General features: G+C 40.6%; 18 protein-coding genes. 8 read left to right on the top strand and 10 right to left on the bottom strand.

From position 1 onward, the window contains the following. Positions 1 to 127: 127 nt before the first annotated feature. The 4 genes from L0657_RS00430 (at position 128) to L0657_RS00445 (ending at position 3,255) form a co-directional block, all read left to right on the top strand. Positions 128 to 805 carry a response regulator transcription factor gene (locus tag L0657_RS00430; RefSeq protein ID WP_235148351.1) on the top strand — a complete coding sequence of 226 codons (678 nt, stop codon included), beginning with the start codon at positions 128 to 130 and terminating at the stop codon, positions 803 to 805. A gap of 114 nt (positions 806 to 919) precedes the next feature. Beyond that, complete coding sequence (locus L0657_RS00435; protein WP_235148352.1) at positions 920 to 1,435, top strand: hypothetical protein; 516 nt, start codon at positions 920 to 922, stop codon at positions 1,433 to 1,435. Positions 1,436 to 1,565: 130 nt separating this feature from the next. After that, entirely contained in the window at positions 1,566 to 2,330 is a 765-nt protein-coding gene (locus L0657_RS00440; protein WP_235148353.1) for a 5'-nucleotidase C-terminal domain-containing protein, read from the top strand. Next, a complete protein-coding gene (locus L0657_RS00445; protein ID WP_235148354.1) occupies positions 2,302 to 3,255 on the top strand; it encodes a bifunctional UDP-sugar hydrolase/5'-nucleotidase in 954 nt (317 codons plus the stop codon). Before L0657_RS00440 ends, L0657_RS00445 begins: the two co-directional genes overlap by 29 nt. Before the next feature lie 78 nt (positions 3,256 to 3,333). Here the strand turns inward: L0657_RS00445 and L0657_RS00450 are convergent, their stop codons facing one another. Both L0657_RS00450 and L0657_RS00455 read right to left on the bottom strand, forming a co-directional pair. After that, positions 3,334 to 3,645: an EthD family reductase gene (locus tag L0657_RS00450; RefSeq protein ID WP_235148355.1), complete on the bottom strand. Its 312-nt coding sequence runs from the start codon at positions 3,643 to 3,645 to the stop codon at positions 3,334 to 3,336. A gap of 87 nt (positions 3,646 to 3,732) precedes the next feature. After that, the gene (locus L0657_RS00455; protein ID WP_235148356.1) at positions 3,733 to 4,962 is read right to left on the bottom strand and encodes a multidrug effflux MFS transporter; all 1,230 of its coding nucleotides are present in this window, start codon (positions 4,960 to 4,962) and stop codon (positions 3,733 to 3,735) included. A 198-nt stretch (positions 4,963 to 5,160) separates the two neighbouring features. On the opposite strand from L0657_RS00455, the gene L0657_RS00460 reads away from it, so the two are divergent. Together L0657_RS00460 and L0657_RS00465 are read left to right on the top strand one after the other, a co-directional pair. Beyond that, positions 5,161 to 7,302 carry an ATP-binding protein gene (locus tag L0657_RS00460; RefSeq protein WP_235148357.1) on the top strand — a complete coding sequence of 714 codons (2,142 nt, stop codon included), beginning with the start codon at positions 5,161 to 5,163 and terminating at the stop codon, positions 7,300 to 7,302. Between the two features lie 71 nt (positions 7,303 to 7,373). After that, positions 7,374 to 10,163: a DUF5686 and carboxypeptidase regulatory-like domain-containing protein gene (locus L0657_RS00465; RefSeq protein WP_235148358.1), complete on the top strand. Its 2,790-nt coding sequence runs from the start codon at positions 7,374 to 7,376 to the stop codon at positions 10,161 to 10,163. Between the two features lie 9 nt (positions 10,164 to 10,172). Here the strand turns inward: L0657_RS00465 and L0657_RS00470 are convergent, their stop codons facing one another. The 4 genes from L0657_RS00470 to hxlB form a co-directional block, all read right to left on the bottom strand. Then, positions 10,173 to 11,294 carry an ATP-binding protein gene (locus L0657_RS00470; protein WP_235148359.1) on the bottom strand — a complete coding sequence of 374 codons (1,122 nt, stop codon included), beginning with the start codon at positions 11,292 to 11,294 and terminating at the stop codon, positions 10,173 to 10,175. Between the two features lie 100 nt (positions 11,295 to 11,394). Continuing rightward, complete coding sequence (locus L0657_RS00475) at positions 11,395 to 11,604, bottom strand: alkylphosphonate utilization protein (RefSeq protein ID WP_235148360.1); 210 nt, start codon at positions 11,602 to 11,604, stop codon at positions 11,395 to 11,397. 184 nt (positions 11,605 to 11,788) lie between these two features. After that, a complete protein-coding gene (gene hxlA / locus L0657_RS00480) occupies positions 11,789 to 12,418 on the bottom strand; it encodes a 3-hexulose-6-phosphate synthase (RefSeq protein ID WP_235148361.1) in 630 nt (209 codons plus the stop codon). A gap of 44 nt (positions 12,419 to 12,462) precedes the next feature. Beyond that, entirely contained in the window at positions 12,463 to 13,062 is a 600-nt protein-coding gene (hxlB, locus tag L0657_RS00485; protein WP_235148362.1) for a 6-phospho-3-hexuloisomerase, read from the bottom strand. Positions 13,063 to 13,282: 220 nt separating this feature from the next. Between hxlB and L0657_RS00490 the strand changes: the two genes are divergently transcribed. Continuing rightward, entirely contained in the window at positions 13,283 to 14,143 is an 861-nt protein-coding gene (locus tag L0657_RS00490; protein ID WP_235148363.1) for a helix-turn-helix domain-containing protein, read from the top strand. A 4-nt stretch (positions 14,144 to 14,147) separates the two neighbouring features. Here the strand turns inward: L0657_RS00490 and L0657_RS00495 are convergent, their stop codons facing one another. The 4 genes from L0657_RS00495 to L0657_RS00510 form a co-directional block, all read right to left on the bottom strand. Beyond that, a complete protein-coding gene (locus tag L0657_RS00495; protein ID WP_235148364.1) occupies positions 14,148 to 14,486 on the bottom strand; it encodes a DUF6984 family protein in 339 nt (112 codons plus the stop codon). A 14-nt stretch (positions 14,487 to 14,500) separates the two neighbouring features. After that, positions 14,501 to 15,538: a hypothetical protein gene (locus L0657_RS00500; protein ID WP_235148365.1), complete on the bottom strand. Its 1,038-nt coding sequence runs from the start codon at positions 15,536 to 15,538 to the stop codon at positions 14,501 to 14,503. Positions 15,539 to 15,718: 180 nt separating this feature from the next. Continuing rightward, positions 15,719 to 19,135 (bottom strand): HEAT repeat domain-containing protein, encoded by a 3,417-nt coding sequence (locus L0657_RS00505; protein ID WP_235148366.1) that lies wholly within the window; start codon positions 19,133 to 19,135, stop codon positions 15,719 to 15,721. 159 nt (positions 19,136 to 19,294) lie between these two features. After that, complete coding sequence (locus tag L0657_RS00510) at positions 19,295 to 20,500, bottom strand: DUF763 domain-containing protein (protein WP_235148367.1); 1,206 nt, start codon at positions 20,498 to 20,500, stop codon at positions 19,295 to 19,297. Between the two features lie 160 nt (positions 20,501 to 20,660). On the opposite strand from L0657_RS00510, the gene L0657_RS00515 reads away from it, so the two are divergent. Continuing rightward, positions 20,661 to 20,906 carry a DUF1456 family protein gene (locus tag L0657_RS00515; protein WP_235148368.1) on the top strand — a complete coding sequence of 82 codons (246 nt, stop codon included), beginning with the start codon at positions 20,661 to 20,663 and terminating at the stop codon, positions 20,904 to 20,906. Positions 20,907 to 20,933 lie beyond the last annotated feature (27 nt).

Below are 20,933 nucleotides of genomic sequence, written 5' to 3' on the forward strand. Positions count from 1 at the left end.
TCTGGTCTGCACACATAGTTGAAATTTCGTTAGCTGCTCTTCGAAAATTATAGTGAATAAGTACTAAATTTAACCTTGCCACCTACTAAATTAGGATAGATTCCCCGGTCTATCAATGAGTAATACTATGAATAAGTGCAAAATCTTAATTGTTGACAACAGTACAATCGTGAGGGTTGGACTAAGTCAGGTAATCAAGGAGAATTTCAATTGCGAGATATTGTCTGAGGAGAGTTCGTCGCAGGGCGTTATTGATATTTTTCAACAAAAAATTAAATTTGATATCGTTATTATCGGAACAATTTCTGAGGAAGTTGAAGATCTGATTAATGAGATCAAGGAAAATAACAGCCATACAAGAATCCTGGTTTTTGCCAAAACTATGCATTATCCGCATGCTATGAGCTACCTTATCGCTGGTGCAAATGGATTTCTTACACAGTCGGCTTCCGGAGAGGAGATTGCGGCTGCTGTTGGTAAAGTTTTGAATCAGGAACGTTATCTATGTATGGAGTTGCTGGAGGCCATGGCGCAGGAGACTTTTCTGAGCAATGTTCACAGAAGAAAAAATTCGCCGCATAAAAGCAAGGAAACCACGCACCATGCTTTGAACGATAAGTTGTCAAGGCGTCAGAAGGAAATTGTTGATTATCTTATCAAAGGCGAGTCGTTATCTGCGATTGCCAATCATCTGGATATTAAGGTTTCCACGGTTGGAACACATAAGTCTATCGTTTTCGAAAAATTAGGCGTGAAAAATATTCTTGAGCTGATCGAGATTTATTACGGTGAGCTGATTGTCTAGACTATGGCCCGGTCATTTTAATTTCCAATTTAATGTCATGCCGCCGTACCTTTCTGGCATGATATTACTATACGTTATAGTTGAATTTACAAATCGAACTATAACCGTTATTCAATGGAAAATGAAATTACGCCTACCAAAAGGAAGTGGTACAAATGGAGATTTATTGGTCTGGCTATCGTCGCCCTGGCTATTTTCATTAAGTTTTTTGTAATGAAGGATGAGGAAGATGAAACACTTGCCCCAATTGTTCTGGTTGACCTGAGCAAAGTTGCCTTCAGAAGCGAAAAGGAAGTGGAAGCAGTATTGGGCAAAGGAACGCTGGACAGTTACTGGCGCGACGCAAAGGCTGGTTGTGATAAATGTCCGAAAATGATTTACAGAGAGGGCAAAGTTGAGATAATCTATATCAATGAAATCGCAGACAGGATTACAATCACGAATCTTTCAGATTTTTCGTTCAAGCCGAATGTGGTTCTGGGCATGCTGAATTTAAAACGGGATATCGCTCCAACATTTGAAAACGATGATGTAATGCGCTGGGATAACTATGAGAAGTATACAGAAATTGCAGCATTTGCAAAAAAAGATAATGTCGATTACCTTCTGATTAAAAGCAAATCAAAATAATATCAAATGTTCCGGTGCTTTACATAAGTGCCGGATTTTTTGTTATTTTAATTTTTCATCAAATTTTCCGTTACTGACGAAACCTGGAATAATTGCTGTTACTTTTGTAATTCAATTCGAACGTTTCGTTATGCTTTCTTCAAAAAAATACAGTAATATCACGTACAGCCTGATTTTTGGCGCATTATTTCTGACTTCCTGTAATCGTCATTTTACTGTTTCCGGCAATCAATACAAGCAATATGCAGTTACGCAGGATGCTGGCGTTGATTCATCAGTCGTAAATTATTATCTGCCCTACAAAAAACAGATGGACTCCGAAATGAGCCGTGTGATCGGGAAAACGGAAAGAGAACTTACTAAGCCTTCGGATCCTGAAACGCTTATGGGTGATTTCTTTTCAGACGCTATTTTAACGGAAGGATTAAAAAAAGATCCTACGATTCAACTGACACTGGCGACAAAAGGAGGTTTAAGAACAACTTTTCCAAAAGGAAATATTACAGTTTCACACGCTTTTGAATTAATGCCTTTTGAAAATGAGCTCGTTGTGTTGAAACTGACCGGCGCCAATATTCAAAAAGTGATCGATTTTATTGTGAAGTCGGATGGACAGCCCGTGGCAGGAATCCGGATGAAAATTAAAGATAAAAAAGCCTACGATGTGTTTATTGCAGGAAAACCTTTTGATATCAATCAAACTTATAATCTGCTGACCTACGATTATCTGGCCAATGGCGCGGAAGATCTGAGCTGTCTGGCAAACCCGATTGAAAGTAAGATCATTAATAAAAAAGTGCGCGATGCCATTATTGACTACATCAGTGATTTGACAAGTGCAGGAAAAACTATAAATACGCAATTAGATGGAAGAATTACTGTTGTCAACGACTAGTCGCCGGGATTTTCTGAAAAGCGGCAGCGCTGCTGCTGCTTTCTTCGCATTAAGTGCATCTCCGTTTGCGGCTTTTGCGAAGGATGAAACGGTGCAGCTGACCATTTTGCATACCAATGATGTGCATAGCCGTATCGAACCTTTCCCGATGGACGGATCCAGAAATCAGGGATTAGGCGGAGTTGCCCGTCGCGCAGCTTTGATCAAACAGATCAGAGCAGAGCAAGAGAACGTGCTGCTGCTGGATGCAGGAGATGTTTTTCAGGGAACTCCCTACTTCAACATGTTCGGTGGGGAACTGGAAATGAAGCTGATGAGTGACATGGGTTATGATGCAGGAACAATGGGAAACCACGATTTTGACAATGGAATTGCAGGATTTATAAAACAGCTTCCTCACGCCAATTTTCCATTTCTTGTAAGTAACTACGATTTTAATAATACCGACCTGAAAGGGAAAACTCAATCCTATAAAATTTTCAAAAAACAAGGTTTGAAAATAGGTGTTTTCGGTTTGGGAATAGAACTGGCTGGTCTGGTTGATAAGAAAAATTATGGCGATATTGTTTATCAGGATCCTATAACCAAGGCGAATGAAACGGCGGCAATCCTGAAAAATGATATGCATTGCGATCTTGTGATCTGCCTTTCCCATTTAGGTTACAGATATAAGGAAAACAAGGTATCTGATCAGATTTTGGCCAGTTCAACACGGAATATTGATCTGGTGATCGGAGGGCATACGCATACTTTCATGAAAGCGCCGGAAGATATTAAAAATCTGGATGGCAAGATTACGACGATTAATCAGGTCGGTTTTGCCGGTATCAATCTGGGGAGGCTGGATTATTTTTTCCAAAAAGGAACTGGTAAAAAAATGATGACGGCAGCTGTTTTTCCGGTGCACAATTATCTGCCTGCGTAAATTAATTATTGAGATTTTCACAAACAGAAAGGACTTAGTGCGAATCGTACCAAGTCCTTTTTATTTATAACATAAAATTTATTCAACACGACTGATTTGCATAATGGGAGTAACCGAGGTGAAGTTGGGTATATCGGCTATCAGAATCGGTCCTTGGGCATCCATACCAGTCTGCAATGAAACGAGATCGCTGAAAAAGATTCCGCAAATCAGTTCATAAGGTGGTTCTGAACCGGGAGCTGCGCCGGCAATTCCAACTTCAATATCCACTTTCACAAGCCCATAAGGCCCCAGTAATTCTTTCACCAACGGCGTATGAGAATCGATGTAATAGCCAATATTAAAATCATCTTCAGCAGCGCGCGGGTAAACAACAGTTATTTTGAACATTGGAGCTGTCAGTTAAGTGGTTATATATTTTTACTTTAAATATAAGTTACAAAAAAAGCTTTTATATCTGTTTTGAAAAGTTTGTCATTAATGAACAATCCCGCTTTCTGCGCCTGCTTCAACTTCCACTTGCTGAGAGATGGTACGTTTGCCCACCAGAAATACGCCAAGTGCGAGCAACGACGAACCTGCCATGGCGGAAGCCATCGGAAATGTGGAAGGTTCTTCGAAAAGGCTGATCACAACGGAAATTAAAGCACCCATACCCATCTGGATCGCCCCCATTAATGCAGAAGCGCTGCCTGCATTTTTCGAGAAAGGCGCAAGCGACAATGCCGCTGCGTTGGGATTTATTAATCCGATGCAGCAAAGGAAAAAGAATAATAAAATGATGGTTGAAGTTAAAGTTAGCAGTCCATTAAACGATGCAAAAGCCAATGTGAAACTTATTAACAACTGGAAAATCAGCGCAGTATTGATGATCTGTTCACTCTTATATTTTCTCAGCAATAAGGTGTTTAATTGACTTGATCCGATAAATCCAACCGATAAAAATGCAAAAATCCAGCCGTAAACTTTTTCATCGATATGAAAAACTTCCATGAAAACCAGCGGAGATCCGGAAACGTAAGCGAATAAACCAGAAAAGGCGATGGCGCCAGTCAACGAATAGGTGTAAAATTGTGGTTCGCGGATCACAGATAAAAAATTCAGGATGATTGGTTTTGGTTTTAACGATAGTGTAGTGTCAGGTTTAAAACTATCAGGAAGCCATAATACCGTCGCAGCGAGAATAGCCACGCCCATTCCGGTTAATATCAAAAATACAGTTTGCCAACCAAAAGCTGCCGTTACGTAACCACCAACCGTTGGGGCGATCATGGGTGATGCGCCGACGACAAGCATTAGTAAAGAAAAAACTTTGGCGCTGTCTTTAACCGGAAATAAATCACGCACCATCGCAACCGATGCGACGGCAGCCGCACAACTTCCGATTGCCTGGACAAACCGCATGACAATCAACATATCAATACTGGTTGAAACAGCGCAGCCCAAAGAAGCCAAAATGTAAACCGTTAACCCGATAAAAAGGGGCTTTTTTCTACCAAAACGATCTAACAGAGGTCCATATAAAAGTTGTCCGGCAGAAATTCCAATGAAAAAGCCGGACAATGAAAGCGATACCTTGGAAGCAGTCGTATGCAAATCATTCGCAATGGCCGGGAATCCGGGAAGGTACATATCGATGGAAAACGGGCCAAGTGCGGTAAGACTGCCGAGTATTAAAATCAAAAAGAAGTAAGTTCTGTTGGTCATTCTGTTAGGTTGAATATTTATAATAAAAATAAGTGTCGTAATGTTTTATATGGTTTGGTCAAACTTTGTGTTACCAAATGAATGATTATTCGTACTAGTGATGTAGAAGTAACTATAATGACGAAGGTAATAAGTATGACTAAGTTATAGAAGTTCAACTATGCGTTCACTTTGATTTACCGAAAATAGCTTGCAGCTATGAAAAACGATATTAATACGGTTTCTTATAAGTTTTTTGCGTGGACGATCGTATTGATTTTAATACTGACCGCTTTCGTTTTTATCACGCTGATCACAAATTCAAAATCAGATGCTGTAAAAAATAATATCCGGATTCTTCAAACTGGTAATAACAACTATGCCAGGATTGATACTTGTATTTCTGTTTTGTACACAGCGGAAAATAATAGCCGGTTGTTTGCGGTAACGGCTGATTCGGCATACCTTGATAAGTACACAAGGCAGATGGAAACAGTTTCATCAATTCTGAGAGAATTTCAGGAAGAGAAGAAAAAACAGACTCTCTTTTTCAATTTATACCTTCCAAAGCTTCTTTTAGACAAACAGGTCAAAACTGACGAGTTTATTCGGTTACGGAATATGGTCGACAGTTTGCTTTTATTTTACACAACTGGAAAAAAGGTCAACGCTCCAACTATTGATTTAAAGCCCCATTCTTTTACAAATATTAAAAAATTTGCCCGGACAGAATCAGTACTGATTGAGCCGAAAAACAGGAATAAGAAGTTTTGGAAAAGAATAGTGGAAGCGGTTTCGAATAAATCCACTGATTCTGGAAATGTTCAGAAAAAAACAATACGGACGGTCACCACTATTGAAGATTCTGTAACAAGCTTACGGCAAAGAAACGACCATGAGCATGTCAGTAATATTAGGAATCTGGGTCAGGCAAGAAGTAGACTCAAAAAGGCGGAACTGGAATTGCTAACGGCGAACGCTCGGATTTTTTCAAATCTTCAATCCGCTTTAAAGGCATTGAGAAATGAGGAAATTAATAATCTGGAAACTTTACGAATGTCACTGTTATCGCAGACTTCCGACAAGCTTTCGGACTGGCACCAGTTATCGTGGGGTAATATTGCAGTCGTTATTATTTTGACGATTATAATTATCCGGAATATACTTCAATTATACCGAAATGAAGTTACCATCATTAAATACAGTAATCAGACGGTTATTTCTGCGAAGAAAAAGGGTGAATTTTTATCTCATATTTCTCACGAAATAAGAACGCCGCTGAATGCTATCATCGGTTTTTCCAGACAGATTGAAGAAAGTAAAACGGGTGATGATTTACGTATGAAAGTTGGCGCGATTAAAAACGCTTCCGACGTACTGATGATGCTGATAAACGAAATGCTTGATTTTTCCAGGTTTGAAAGTGGTAAGATAAAACTGGTCAATCGCCAGTTCAAGCCGCTTGGGATGCTTGACGATGTTGTTGATATGCTTTCCGTATTGGCTTTCAATAAAGAAATTTCGCTTACCAGACATTTTGAACTCGCACCAGGATTAATCTTACTTGGCGACGATTACCGTTTAAAACAGGTTGCGCTTAATCTGTTGACAAATGCTATAAAGTTTACACCTAACGGCGGAAGAATAAGCATTCTCGCTGAATATCGTAAAACGGATCAACCGTCGAATGGCGTCTTGAAAATTGTCGTAAAAGACTCCGGGATCGGTATTGCTCAGGAAAATATTGAAAAGATTTTCGACGATTTTACGCAAATCGAAACACCTTCGGAGGTGCCTCGTCAAACGGGTACCGGCCTTGGGCTTCCGATCGCGAGGAGGATTGTCGATTTATTTGGCGGAAAAATTAATGTCACAAGTGAACTTGGCAAGGGAGCCGTTTTTAGTGTGGAAGTACCAATGGTTAGTGTCGAAGGAAATATTGTTATGTCGCAAGAACCGAATACTGTCAAAGGAATTGGCAGTATTATGAAAGATAAGAGGGTTTTAATGGTTGATGATATAAAAATAAATTTGCTGCTTCTGAGTCGGATTTTGGATAAAAACGGAGTTTGTTATGATCTTGCTTCCGATGGCGAAGAGGCCTTCAAATTATTTCAATCGACATCTTACGACCTGATCATCACCGATGTCCAGATGCCAAAAATGGATGGGTTGGAATTGACCAGATGCGTCAGAAATGAAGTTAATAGAATTAAAGCCCGCATTCCGGTAATTGGGTATACCGCCAGCACATCTCCCGAAGAACGTTCTAAATATCTGGATTATGGTATGAATGATTTGCTTGACAAGCCGTTCACTGAAAATGATTTGGTTGAAGTTTTGGAGCGGGTAATTTTATAGTTATTTTCACTGCAAGCAACCATTCTTCCGAAAATGTCATCTCGGATATAGCCATGAAATCTTAAACATATATGCATTACCGTTCCATTTTGACGTTTCTTCTTATCATTGTGTTCTCTGCAAAAAACATTGCGCAAACCGGGAATATTTCGACGGGATTAAAGGGAACTATTAAAACCCAAAAAGGAGATCCACTTCCATTTACAGCAATTGTAGTAAAAGGGACTGAGATCGGAACCATATCGAACGAAGAGGGGAAGTACCAGCTTGACCTGAAACCGGGATATTATGAAGTGATTTTCCAGTATCTGGGATTTAAAACAGGCTTGAAGTCGATTACCATTGAAAACAAAATGGAAACTTTTGATCTGACCATGGAAGAGCAGGCTTATAATCTGGGTGAGGTCAGAATTGGAAACAAAGGTGAAGATCCGGCGTATACAATTATGCGGAGAGCAATTGCAAAGAGCCGATATCATTTTTTGCAGGTTGAAAGTTATACGGCCAAAGCTTATTCAAAATCGTCGTTTGTTATTACGGATCTTCCTTTGGAGTTTTTATACAAAAAGGAGTTAAAAGAAATTGAGAAGGAAACCAATTTCAAGAAGGGTGTGCCGATTTTGAATGAAAGTGTCTCGGAAGTAACTTTTCGCCAACCGAATACTTACAAACAGCGGGTGATCGCAGCACGCAATAGCCAGGACAAAAATTTTGCCAGTGCAAATCAGTATTTTCTGACCAGTTTTTATCAGCCTGAAGTGGTAAAAGCCGTTTCGCCTTTGTCGCCGCGTGCCTTCACTTATTACAAATTTGAGTATCAGGGCAGTTTTATTGAAAATGGTGTTGAGATAAATAAAATAAAAGTTACGCCAAGGTCTTATGGAGAAGGTGTTTACAAAGGAACGATTTACATTACCGAAAATCTATGGAGTATTTACAGCCTGAATCTTCAAACGGTAAATACGGGTTTTAACATTGATATAAAACAAGTTTACAGCCCTATCCAGGGCGTCTGGATGCCCATTAATCAGCAGTTTCACATCAATGGCGGTATTTATGGCATTAAAGGAAAAGGTGATCTGGTGATCTCGCAAACTTTTTCAAAATTAAAAATCAATCCGGCTTTTCAGGCTGATATAACCGTTGTCGATGGTAAAAAGGAAAAGGAGGAAGCTAAGAAAATTGGCTTGTCGAACCGTGAGATAAAAAGTCAGCAGCTGGATGAGTTGGTAAGCAAGCAGAAGGAGTTTTCTGCGAAGAACCTGAAAAAACTGATGAAAGAATATGAGAAACAAGACCTTAAAAAGAAGGAGGAAAAAGGAGAAGATATTGATTTGAACTTTTCCAGGAATGATTCGACTTCCGTGGATTCGCTGGCCAACCTGCGTAGTATGGCATTTTGGGATTCTATTCGCACGGTTCCGCTGACCGTGGCAGAAGTTAAAAGTTATACACGCCTGGATAGTCTGGTCATTATCAATGAAGGTACGCAGACGCAACGCGACAGCCTGAAAATTTCGAAATCCGATACCACTAAAAATAAAAACGGAGGCCCGGGTTTTCTTGGCGATTTATTAACGGGGCACACATTCCGGTTGGGAAAGAAAAGTCCCTGGCAACTGGAATATGTGAGTCCGCTTTATGGCTTGCAGGTGAATACGGTTGAAGGTTGGGTACTGAATGGCGGAGGTTTTAAATTAAAATATATCAAAGGTGTCCAAAAGAAGAATTTAGATCAGCTGGAAATTTCTAATAATGGTATCAAAAGAACAACTTATCGGGACCAGGGCAGCTGGACTTTCAGCGGGTTAACGCGTTATTCTTTTGCCAGAGAAAAATTGTTTGCCACCGGGGGAATTGACTATAACTGGAAACGAAATGTTATCAATTTTTCAGGCGGTAAAACAGTATCCCAGTTTAACCCGGAAAATCCGATGCACCCGATACTGAACAGTTTGACTACATTATTTCTAGAACAGAATTTTATAAAAATATATGAAAAAAACTTTGTTCGGCTGGACTTTAAAACGGATCAAAAAAATGAACATTTTGAGTTGAGAGCAAATATTGAGTACGCTGACCGAAGTGCTCTTCAAAACAGGAATAATACCAATCCTTACCGCTGGATTGATTGGAAGAAAAGGACTTTTACTTCCAACATTCCTTTTAATGAAGAATTGTCTGAAGAATCAGGAGTAACCTCTTTCGAAATGCAGCCGCATCAGGCACTGACCATCGGGTTGTCGGCTTATTATAAGCCATGGCAGAAATATAGAACCAAAAAAGGCAAGACGACATTTTATGAAGATGATTCGCCAAAAATATCTGCTGCCTATCGTAAGGGAATTAACAATGCGTTCGGAAGCGAAGTTGATTTTGACTTTGTCCAAGTAGGAATATCTCATGGATTTGATACCGGAATTCGAAGTAAATTAAGTTATAAAATAGCCGCGGGAGCCTTTTTGAATGATAATGCTGTTCAATTTCCGGACTATCAGCATTTTGCAGGAAATCAGTTTTTCTTCCAGTACGGCGATCCGGTCGGGACTTTCAGGATGCTAGATTATTACCGTTACAGCACTGCCAAAAGGTTCGTCGAGGCACATGCGTTGGCTGAACTTCGTAAATTTTTGTTGACGCAAATTACCTGGTTCCGGATTATGGGAATTAAGGAAAACTTCTTCGCGCACTATCTTGCAACACCAGATTCAAATAATTACGGAGAGCTTGGTTATGCCCTTGACGTAGGAATCCGATTTCCTTTTCGTGTAGAAGTAGCAAACAGCTTTGAAGGATTTAAGTATAAAAATACCGTCTTCCGGATTGGAACGACGATGAATTTTTCTTTTGGGAAAAAGTAGAATTTAGCGTTATAAAATAAATTCTTCGAAATTGTCCCGATGAATAACCTTAAACGCACTTTGAGGGTATGCGTCCGTGAATGTTTTTGAAATGGAAACTTTTGCATTAGGATTCCATTTGAACTCGTATGCATATAGTCTACCATCAGTATCTTCAAGATAATCTATCTCAGTTTGCTGCTTGGTTCTCCAATAATAGTTGTTGGTCCAGATTCCGTGATAATTGATAAATTTAACACGTTCAGATATGATGAAATTCTCCCATAAGGCGCCAATATCATCTCTGATTTCAGGTGGGCTAAAATTAGCAATTAGCGCATTTCTGATTCCGTTATCATAGAAGTAGATTTTTCGGCTGTTTTTTAATTCGTTACGCAAATTTCTGTTAAAAGTGCCAAGTCTAAATATTACGAAAACTTGTTCGAGTAAGTTTACATATTTTTCAATAGTCTTATTGTCAAGTCCACAAATTTGGCCCAATTCATTAAAGGAGACTTGTGATCCAACTTGAAAAGCCAGTGCTTTCAGCAATCTCAACAATTTATCAGGCTTTTGTATATTTTCCCATGTCAAAATATCTTTATACAAATAGCTGTCAGTCAGTTGTTTGAGGATATCTTTTTCAGAACCTGGATTATTCACAATATCAGGGTAATATCCATAAATAAGCCTTTCAGGTAGAAGGCGTTTTTCTTCAATAAGCCCATGGTGATGGACCATCTCTTCAAAAGAAATAGGGAACATTTTGTATTCCCATTTGCGGCCGGTAAGAGGCTCGTTTATTTTATTTGCAAGTTCAAAAGCAGAGCTTCCGGTAGCGACAAGTTGAACATTTTTAATATTGTCAGTAATCAATTTCAATTTCAGTCCAATGTCTGATATTCGTTGGGCTTCATCGATAATAATATTTTTTTTGTTGCCTAAAATATTTTTGAGACGTGAAGAAGTTATATTTTCAAATAGTGCCTGCACATCCGGTTCATCGCCGTTTAACCACATCGTGTCTTCTGCACGATCAAATATTTTATGCAAAAGGGTAGTTTTGCCAACTTGTCTTGCGCCTAAAAGTATAATGGCCTTGCCATCACGAAGCTTAGACTGAATTGTTTGTTCGAGAGATCTTTGAATCATATCAGGACTATTCTAGTCCAAATATATGACTTTTTGGGAATGAATTCCTGAAAAGTTATGACTTTTTAGGAATCCATTCCCAAAAAGTTAACTTCTTTGGTTACATCTTTTGAATAAACATCGTTTTCAGAACCATAACCGTTCTGTCAACTTTGCCTTCAATTTCCTCAGCATCATCAGTGAGACGAATATTTTTTACGACGGTTCCTCTCTTTAAAGTTGTTGAGGAACCTTTGACTTTTAGATCCTTTATCAGTTTTACCGAATCTCCTTCCGAGAGAAGCGTTCCATTACCATCTTTAACTTCCATGAATTGTTTATTTACTATTTTAATTTTTTCAATCTGTTGTAAAGGTAGGAAAAAGGGTTAAAAATGATTGGATAAGCGATTTGAGGTTAACGAAAACTGACGAAAGTCATATTATCAAACATAAAAAAAGCTGTCCCCATCTCTGAGAACAGCCAACAAATAAAGTCTCTTACTTAGAATCTGACTAAGCGTCCAACGCCTCACGAAGCGCTCTCGCCGCTGCTGCCGGATCTGCGGCGCCATAAATGGCAGCACCTGCTACGGCAACTTTTGCACCCGACGCTTTCACGGCGGCAATGTTACTTAATTTCACACCACCGGCAATTGATACCGGAACACCAGCGCGGGATGCTTCGTCTATCAAAACTTGAATAGAATAACCAGGTTGCGCCTGCTCGTCAAGACCGGCGTGTAATTCAACGAATTCTACTCCTAATGCAATGACTTCCTGCGCACGTTTCACCCGATCCGTTACACCGATCGTATCAACAACAACTCCTTTTCCATGTTTTTTAGCTGATTTTACAGCACCAATAATGGTTGCATCTCCTGTTGCTCCTAAAATAGTAATCAAATCTGCGCCTGCACCAAATGCCATATCTGCTTCCAGTTCGCCGGCATCAGCTGTTTTGAAATCTGCAAAAACAAGTTTATCCGGAAAGGCTTTTTTCATTGCCGTGATTACAGCCAGTCCTTCACTTTTAATAAGAGGAGTTCCCAATTCAATGATATCAACATAAGGAGCAACTTTTGTTGCCAATGCAATTGCGTCTTCTGTTGTCAATAAGTCTATTGCGACTTGTAATTTAGCCATGATTATGATTATTTATTATATAAAATACTGGTATTCAATTAATTCTATTCTAGGTTCGCATGTCTTTTCCAAAGTTCTTCTGCCGGCGTTCCATCCAGTTTCCATAATGTCTGGACGATTGCATCGGTAAGCAGCAAAACCGATTGTTCAAATAAACTTCCTGCGTATTGTTTTGAAATTGTGGCACCGTGGTCCTGCTTCTGTGCGGCGGGAAGTATCGCAACATGGTTGGATAATGCCGCCAATGGAGAATCTTTTGTCGTAGAGATCGAGATTACTTTTGCTTCTGCGGATACAGATTTTTCAGCGGCTTTGACGATACTGCTGGTTGTCCCCGAACCGGATCCAGCAATTAACAAATCACCTTTTCTTATTGCTGGCGTTGTTGTTTCTCCAACAACGAAAACTGTAAATCCGAGATGCATAAGGCGCATGGCAGCCGCTTTCAAAGCTAAGCCGGTTCTTCCCGCACCAACTATAAAGATGCGATCTGCATTTTGGATAAAAGGTATTATTTCTGCGATCTGGCTGAATTCAATTTGACTTGCCAGTTTCTGGTTTTCTAAAAGAATCATTTCCAGATTCGCTCGTATATCAGTTGATAAATCAATATTTGCTACTGAACTAATTATTTCACTTCCCATTTATTCAAATCATTAATAATCCTCTTAATCAAGAAAATCCTGTAAATCAAGATCACAAAGGTACTTGGGAGTTGCAGACGAGACATTATACAATCAGCGCGACATGTTGGACTATTTGCTAATAATTTCAAAATCGATTGCATTATTTGCTAATTTTGGTGCCTGATTCGGAATATATCACTGGGGGTGAAGATTTAAGTAATAATGTTATTGAAGGAAAATGGAAGAAAATAAGCTAAGTGTTGAATTAAATAAGACGCTCATCTATATAAGGAACCTGGATAATTGTCCACCCAGTTACCTGAACGATCCAAGCAGGAAAGAGTTTTTTGAGATTGTCTGGCTGAAAAATGAAAATGCCTTACATACTGTGAAAGGAGATGAATTATTGAAGGGTGACTGGATATACCTGATTCCGCCATATCGTGTTCATCAACTGAATAAAGCTGGGAAGAAAGGAATTTTATTATCCTTCAAAAAAGATATTCTGGATGATGATGTAAAGGAGTTTTTGCTCGACGTCTTTAAGATTTTCAATATCCAGGGAGAGTTTTCTTGTTTACAAATTAATGATGAAACAGCCGAACAATTAGGTAAAGTTTATCAATTGCTTGAAGAGGAATATCAGCGGGAAAACAACAGCCTGGTTATCATCAAGGCACTTTTAAAGGTTTTTTTGCTGCAATTGGTACGAATAAAGGAGCACAGTTTTACTGTTCAGGATATAAATCAGAAGCGAGTTTACGAGTTTATGGTCTTGCTTGAAATGAATTATCAGCACGTCAGAAATACTGATTTTTATGCAGGAAAGTTAGGGATCAGCTCAAAGCGGCTGAATCAGATTTTAAAAGAAAAACTGGATAAAACAGGAATGCAGCTGATTCACGATCGGATCGTACTTGAGGCCAAGAGGCAGATTATTCATAGCGAAAGTACAATCAAGGAAATTGCTTATGATCTGGGTTTTACGGACAGACCCTATTTTAGCAGATTTTTTAAACAGCATACCGGCTTATCTCCCGAACAATTCCAGAATGAAGCCAAGGCGCATATTGTGACAAAATTCAATACTTTATTCTGAGAGGTTATATTTCCCGTCTCAGAATAATTTTATCCGGCGTAGGATATTCCAGCAGTTTAGTAAAATCAACTTTCCAGAAATCAAGGTCTAAAAGGTGATTTTTGTCATCTCTGGTCAGGGTGATCACAACCGGCGTTTCATCTGAATCCACATATTCTACCTGAATTAAATCACCAGCGTAAGCGGATACGTCGCCGCCGAGACTTATGCTGCCCATTTTTCCGTCTTCGTATTCATCGACATATTCATCAACAGGGTAATCTTTCGGATCAAGATTTAGTTGTTTCAGTAGAAACTCAATTAAATCCTTTTCGTTCTGGCGGATTAATCTTTTTTCTCTCATTTTAAATCACAATATCAGGCAAGTTTCTTCTCCCGGTTTCTCCACTCTTCTGCTTTTTTACCAACAAACCAAAAAGAGATAGCAAGAATAGCAAAGAAAATTCCTTTGTTGGTCCTGTCCCAGAAATATTCGAAGTAGCGCGTGTAGATATTCAACAAGAAAAATACGAGACACATATCTCTCAAAACATCATTTTTGGTCTGGAATGCGTATGCCGTAAGTGCGCCTAAAACAATGGTATATCCAACCGCCCAATACCACAAAGTTCCCTGGCGAATAGCCGTCCACCGATCGAGATCATCATAATTTCCAAAAATAGAGAGTGTCCATGCAGCTAGAAGGAAGAGAAATAAACCGATCGAATAAGTTACCGGAGTGAACGACTTCAACGAATTAATTTTATCAACAACCCAGGAAAGCGACCAGATCACAAGTCCAAAAATGGTCATATTCAAAGGATAATTCATACCTGCAAAACGATAAGAACCACCCGTCCAAAAATATGTTTGAGCACCCCACCAACCTGCGATAGTTAGTAACATCACCGTCCAGAGAAGCTGGGAATTCAGGTAGGCAGCTGTAATAAAATAGGCGATGGCGGCTATCAATAACGGTCGCGCATAATTGCCGTCAAAATAAGCGAAACTTCTGGTCCAGTAGGCGATAGCGATAGCAACACTCAAAATAATGGTTATGGTATATGTTTCGTTGCTCGCTCTGGCGGTCGGGTATTTGATTCTTCTTCGTTTTGCCAGAATTACAAAAACAACGGCAACCAGGGAAAATCCGATCCCGACAACGGTTTCAGAAAAGCCCCATTTAGTACGTAATAATTCTATCCATTTTTCATCAATTACTAACGCGCCAAATGCCAGTAATCCGCAGGACACGGCTGAAATGAACGCATACCAGGTTATGGTATCGACATTCGAATTACGTAGCGAATAGCTGCCCCGCAGTTCATTAGCAAGTTCGGGAGTCACTTTTCCGGATTCCTGCCAGAATTGAATTGCGTTATTGATGACAGCAGCGTCTTTTTTATCCAGTTCCATTCGTTGATGATGCGTTTTCTTAAAAGTGTGTCACGGCTAATTTTTTTCAAATATACCTTTTTTACCATTTCATCATCAATATCATGCCGGTATGGAAATCTGGTTATTTTAAAAAATAAGCCAACTCAGGAGGTTCCTGGTTGGCTTATTTTTTATTTCAATATTTCTAACGGGTGATAATTATTTCAAACCAGATAAAAATTCAACGACATCACGAATCTCTCTCTTTGACATAATTGAACCCATCGGAGGCATACTGGACGGAACATTATCGCGTTTCGCAATTCTTGCCACAGGGATTTTCAAAGGCTCAGCTTCCGACGTTTTCAGAACAAGTTCATGATCATTTTCAGCAGTTAGAATACCCGCCGCCGTTTGACCGTCTTTTAACGTCAGGACAACCATACCAAAGCCTGGAGACAATCTCGCACTTGGTTCTACAAGCGCCTGAAGAATTTGTTCTCGTGTCAATGTGCTTCCGATTTTTGTTAAAGATGGCCCAACAGCACCGCCCTGGCCACCTACCGAATGGCAACGCGTACATTCTCCCTGCGAACTGGTCATGAAATATCTCCGGCCAAGCATTGCATTACCGCCATAAAGTGCTTCCTGATAGTCAGCAGCGGTATCGCCGGTTTTACGCATTGGCGCAAGTTTAGCAATAAGAGCACTCGATTTTGTAGAATCGATAGCTTCTCCTAGATCCAGCGCCAGATTATTTGGTAATTCTTTGGAAGCCATTTTGCTGATTAATCCATCAAAAATTGTTTCTGTTTTCGCCACGGGCAGTCCTCCCAGAACACGCAACATTTGCTGTTGTTCTTTCACGCTCCCCTTTTCAAAAATCACTTTTGAAATATCAGCAAGTGTTTCTTTTGACATATTGACACTGCTCATAAGGGCCAATGCCGATGTGCGAACGTCTGCATCCGAATCGCTCATTCCCTTCTTCATCGCCGCTTCCATATCCGGATATTTCAGGTCGTGCAAAGCAGTCAGCATAGCAGCTCTTACTTTCGGATCTTTATGATCGTTAAGAATTTTGGCGAGTGTCGCATTGTTGTCCGAAATTCCAAGTTCGCTCACCATTTGTCCGGTTGCGATCAGAATACTGACGTCGTCATCTTGCAATAAAGTGCTGATCTCAGGTTTGATTTTCGCTTTTACGACATCAGCATTTCGGGTAATTACACCACGGTAACGACCATCAACGCGATCTAAAACCGATGGATTTGCCCAGCTTCCCAAAGTTGCCAAAGCTTCTGCTCTTAACTCTTTGCTAACATCTTTTCTCTTTGCAAAGGCGATCAGATTATCCAGCTGCTCATTCCCGCCGACCCTTAAAGAAGCGTTAATTGCGCGGCGCAATAAGGGTTCAGAAGTAAATCTTTTTTCATTTAAAGTAGCAGCTAACGCAGGTAATGCTGGTTCAATCGACAAATCGTCATTGATCGCGCGAGCCGCTTCGGTAGCGATATATTCGTCTTTGTCATTCAGGAACAGACTAACTTTTTCACTGCTCAGTCTGCGCAATACCAGAACCGCCGCGGTACGAAGTGATTTGTTCGGGTTGTTTGACAAAGCCACGATCGGCTCCACATCTCCAATCCGTGACAGAGCTAAAACTGCTGCGTGTCTTAAATACAGATCTTCATCGTTATTCGCTTTGATCATATCAAGAAGCGCGGTAACTGACTGTTTTTCCTGGATACGACCCAACGCCTGCGCGCCAAAGAATTTCACGCGGGGATTTTTATTCGTTAAAAGAGGAATCAGAAGCGGACCTGCCTCAGCGATTTTTGCATCACCCAAAACCTTTGCCGCTTGTGCGATAATTTCAGGATCGGCATCTTTCAAAAGTGTCATTAAAGTATTTGCATACGCTTTGTCCTGTCTTGCCAATTGTCCAACACCCCAAATACCGTGGATCCGGGCCAGCTGGCTTCCGGTCGCGGTAATGGCTTTGTTCAGTTCAACTGCGCCTTTCGCACCACGCGATGCAAGTTCAAACTGCGCTTTAAGCCTTATACGCATATCCTGATTTGACAAAAGCGTGTACAGCATCGATTCGGATTGTTTGGTATAATCCAGCTGCATCAGGCGTTTTGTTTCAACTCTTATTGCTTTTAAATCATTTTTTGCATCGGTAACATCAAGTTTCCAGACACGGCCATAGTTTTTAGTATCCCAGCCATTAATCCAGTCAGCAACATACAGCGCGCCATCCGGACCGAAGCGGATACCCGTTGGCAAGATTCCGTTGAGAATATTTTTTTCACCATTCAAAACAAAAGATGCGCCTTTTGGTTTTAATCCAAATGACCAGATTGGTGAACGGGCTGGGTTTCCGACAAATTCGACAAGGAAAAACTTATTTTTCCACTCCGATCCCAAAGCTGTTCCCGGATTGTATTGCATACCCGTTGGACCATTATGGAAATTCTGGATCGGAGGAATGATATAAGCCGCCTGGCCATCCCAGCGCGGAACATAAAGTTTCTCATCCATCCAGACTTTATAGCTGTTGTTTTTTGGATCAGTATATTTACCATACTGCCAGTTTGAACGCCAGCCTGCGTCAGAGCCTTCTACAACGTGAACCAAACGTTCGCTTTCGCCGGGATGGTCACCGTCGTTATCAGAGCTAATCAGGTTTCCGTATTCGTCGAAAACAAATTCATGCGTATTTCTCAACCCGCCTGCAAAAATTTCGAAATCAGTACCGTCGGGATTTGATCTTGCTATAATCCCTTCGTTCGAACGTTTAAAATTGACACCTTCTTTTGTAGTAATATTCGCTCCAATATCGCCGATGTTCCAGTAAATTTTTCCATCGGGCCCTTCAATCGGATTGGACATACCATGGCCGCCAAAACCAATATGGACACCATAACCATGGCTGATCGATGTTTTTTCGTCCAGAAGGCCGTCTCCGTTCGTATCTTTCAAACGCCAAACATCCGGAGCGATTGCAACGAAAACATCATTCGCCCGAACCAGCAAACCGCCTGCGACATCAGAAACTTCTTCAAAAAAATCGCTGAGAATGCGCATAGAGACATCGGCGATACCGTCATTGTCGGTATCTTCAAGCCGCCATACTTCATCTTTTTCAACGGCAAGATCTTTCCAGTCATGGGAGCCGTCACCGTTCAAATCTTTCAGCCAGGCATTTTCCTTGCTTTTTGACGGATCAAATGTGCTGCGTAAAAACGCCCGGCGATCTTCCACTGTTTGAAGTGCGATCGAAGGCGTCATCCAGTTCCGGTGTCCGCGGATATCAAACTCAGAATTTTTCTGCCTGTTTGTACGGTTAAGGTAAACGCGTCCTTTATCATCGATTGCAATGGCAACCGGGTCCGGCGCCAGGGAATCAGAAGCCCACAAATCAAGCTTTAATCCGTCGGCAAGTTTAATAACCGTATTGTCACGAATTTCTTTTGCTCTTGCCTTTCCGGTAGCTGCATCTTCACGGATCACCAAAGCTTTGCTGGAAGTTTTGGAAGTTGTTGGAGCCATTTTCATACAGGAAACAACTACAATAGCCGTAAGTGCTAGTACAGGGAGTGGTTTTCGTAAAAAGTTTCTGGGGATCATCAGGTTCAATTACTGTTTGGTATGGAATATCGTTTTAGTCGTCGGTGACTAAATGTAACTTGCAAAATATAAAGAGGCGCAATTGTCCGGTTTTTACTGATGGAAATCAAGAATGTGCTGCAAGGGTTATTAATAAGATAAAAAATAAACACCCTACGCTCAAAACAATTCCAGCTGGCCTCTGTTTCCCTTTGGTTTTTTTGCCTTACCCATTACTGTCCGGCCTTCATATTTCCAGGAATTTTCCCGTTCATTTTGAATAACATCTTCAAAACGGTTATTCGGTTGAAAGTCTTTTTCAAGCTGGGCGGCTACTTTCGACAAATTTTTCAACGCGTCCGATTTATCATGTTCACCAAGTCTGGCCTTCTGAACAGCCTTGTCCAGAATTTGAATTGATTCGTCGTAAATTGTTATCGGGACAGGAAAAGGATGTCCGTCTTTTCCTCCATGCGCAAACGAAAACCGGGCAGGATCAGAGAAACGGGAAGGCGTTCCGTGAATAATTTCACTGACAAGCGTCAGCGACTGGATCGTCCTCGGACCAACGCCTTCCAGCAAAAGCAGCGATTCCATATTGCCCACCGGATTGTCTTGCGCGAGCGCCAGCACAGCACCAAGTCTTTTTAAATTCACATCGTCAGCCCGGACATCGTGATGTTCGGGCATAATTAATTTTCTGATTTCCCGCATGATTTTATCAGGATTCTCCGAAGTAAGTTCCAGAATTCCGGATCGGGTAGGAGCGGCAGCTTTGTCTGTCAGGTTTAATATTTTTCCCTGATTTTGACCATAAATAAAAGTATGAGGTTCTTCGATAAAAGACTTGATACTTGGCGAGTGCCAGTGATATCGCCGCGCCATTTTTTCATTCGTATTCATTCCTTGTTGCACAACCGCCCAATTCCCCTCTTTTGAAACGATGAAAGAATGGAGATAAAGCTGAAAGCCATCCTGAATGGCCGTGTTATCAACTTTTGCAGAAAGACGACTATTATGTACGAGAAGATTTCCATCAAGCCCGGTTTTATTTGCAATGGCCAGTAATTCAGCGGGTGTCTGCAGCGATTGTTTTCCTCGTCCGCCGCAAATGTAAATCCCTAAATCGGCTGATCTTTTATTAACAGATCGTTTCAAGGCCCCCATGACCGAAGTCGTAATTCCTGATGAGTGCCAGTCCATACCCAAAACACATCCCAACGATTGAAACCAGAAAGGATCACTCAATTTTTGCAGCAAAACATCACGCCCGTACTCAATCACAACGGATTCCACGATTGCTCCTCCCAGCAAACTCATTCGCTGGGCAAGCCATTCCGGAACTTTTCCATAATGTAAAGGCAAATCCGCATGTCCACTTTTCATACATGAAAGTTAATCAAAATCGCTCGAATCGGAAAGCTCGGAGACGTTGTCTTATATCCTGAGTCTCCTTATAAATCAGTTTTTTTAATTTTAAGAAAGACAAGAGCAAAACAAGGGCGATATTTGTAAAAAAAATTTTTTGGGTAATAAATAAGAAGATATGACCAACAACGATATTCTAAAAAAGTTACGTGTAGCACTTCATTTAAGAAATGATGAAATTATTCAAATTCTCGCGTTAGTTGATTTTAAAGTAACTGCCAGTGAATTAGGCGCATTATTCCGCAAGGAAGGACATGAAAATTACAAACCATGCGGCGATCAGTTATTGCGGAATTTTTTGAATGGATTAATTATTCACATGCGCGGACCTGCGCCTGATGGGAAAATTCGTGATGAAGAGTAGCCTGGCTATCAGTTAAAAGTGTTCATT

It is taken from the genome of Dyadobacter sp. CY345 (assembly GCF_021502725.1).
GTDB lineage: Bacteria > Bacteroidota > Bacteroidia > Cytophagales > Spirosomataceae > Dyadobacter.

Coding starts and splice junctions, on each gene's coding strand:
- L0657_RS00430 (WP_235148351.1), top strand. CDS start 128: ATGAATAAGTGCAAAATCTTAATTGTTGACAACAGTACAATCGTGAGG.
- L0657_RS00435 (WP_235148352.1), top strand. CDS start 920: ATGGAAAATGAAATTACGCCTACCAAAAGGAAGTGGTACAAATGGAGA.
- L0657_RS00440 (WP_235148353.1), top strand. CDS start 1,566: ATGCTTTCTTCAAAAAAATACAGTAATATCACGTACAGCCTGATTTTT.
- L0657_RS00445 (WP_235148354.1), top strand. CDS start 2,302: ATGGAAGAATTACTGTTGTCAACGACTAGTCGCCGGGATTTTCTGAAA.
- L0657_RS00450 (WP_235148355.1), bottom strand. CDS start 3,645: ATGTTCAAAATAACTGTTGTTTACCCGCGCGCTGCTGAAGATGATTTT.
- L0657_RS00455 (WP_235148356.1), bottom strand. CDS start 4,962: ATGACCAACAGAACTTACTTCTTTTTGATTTTAATACTCGGCAGTCTT.
- L0657_RS00460 (WP_235148357.1), top strand. CDS start 5,161: ATGAAAAACGATATTAATACGGTTTCTTATAAGTTTTTTGCGTGGACG.
- L0657_RS00465 (WP_235148358.1), top strand. CDS start 7,374: ATGCATTACCGTTCCATTTTGACGTTTCTTCTTATCATTGTGTTCTCT.
- L0657_RS00470 (WP_235148359.1), bottom strand. CDS start 11,294: ATGATTCAAAGATCTCTCGAACAAACAATTCAGTCTAAGCTTCGTGAT.
- L0657_RS00475 (WP_235148360.1), bottom strand. CDS start 11,604: ATGGAAGTTAAAGATGGTAATGGAACGCTTCTCTCGGAAGGAGATTCG.
- hxlA (WP_235148361.1), bottom strand. CDS start 12,418: ATGGCTAAATTACAAGTCGCAATAGACTTATTGACAACAGAAGACGCA.
- hxlB (WP_235148362.1), bottom strand. CDS start 13,062: ATGGGAAGTGAAATAATTAGTTCAGTAGCAAATATTGATTTATCAACT.
- L0657_RS00490 (WP_235148363.1), top strand. CDS start 13,283: ATGGAAGAAAATAAGCTAAGTGTTGAATTAAATAAGACGCTCATCTAT.
- L0657_RS00495 (WP_235148364.1), bottom strand. CDS start 14,486: ATGAGAGAAAAAAGATTAATCCGCCAGAACGAAAAGGATTTAATTGAG.
- L0657_RS00500 (WP_235148365.1), bottom strand. CDS start 15,538: ATGGAACTGGATAAAAAAGACGCTGCTGTCATCAATAACGCAATTCAA.
- L0657_RS00505 (WP_235148366.1), bottom strand. CDS start 19,135: ATGATCCCCAGAAACTTTTTACGAAAACCACTCCCTGTACTAGCACTT.
- L0657_RS00510 (WP_235148367.1), bottom strand. CDS start 20,500: ATGAAAAGTGGACATGCGGATTTGCCTTTACATTATGGAAAAGTTCCG.
- L0657_RS00515 (WP_235148368.1), top strand. CDS start 20,661: ATGACCAACAACGATATTCTAAAAAAGTTACGTGTAGCACTTCATTTA.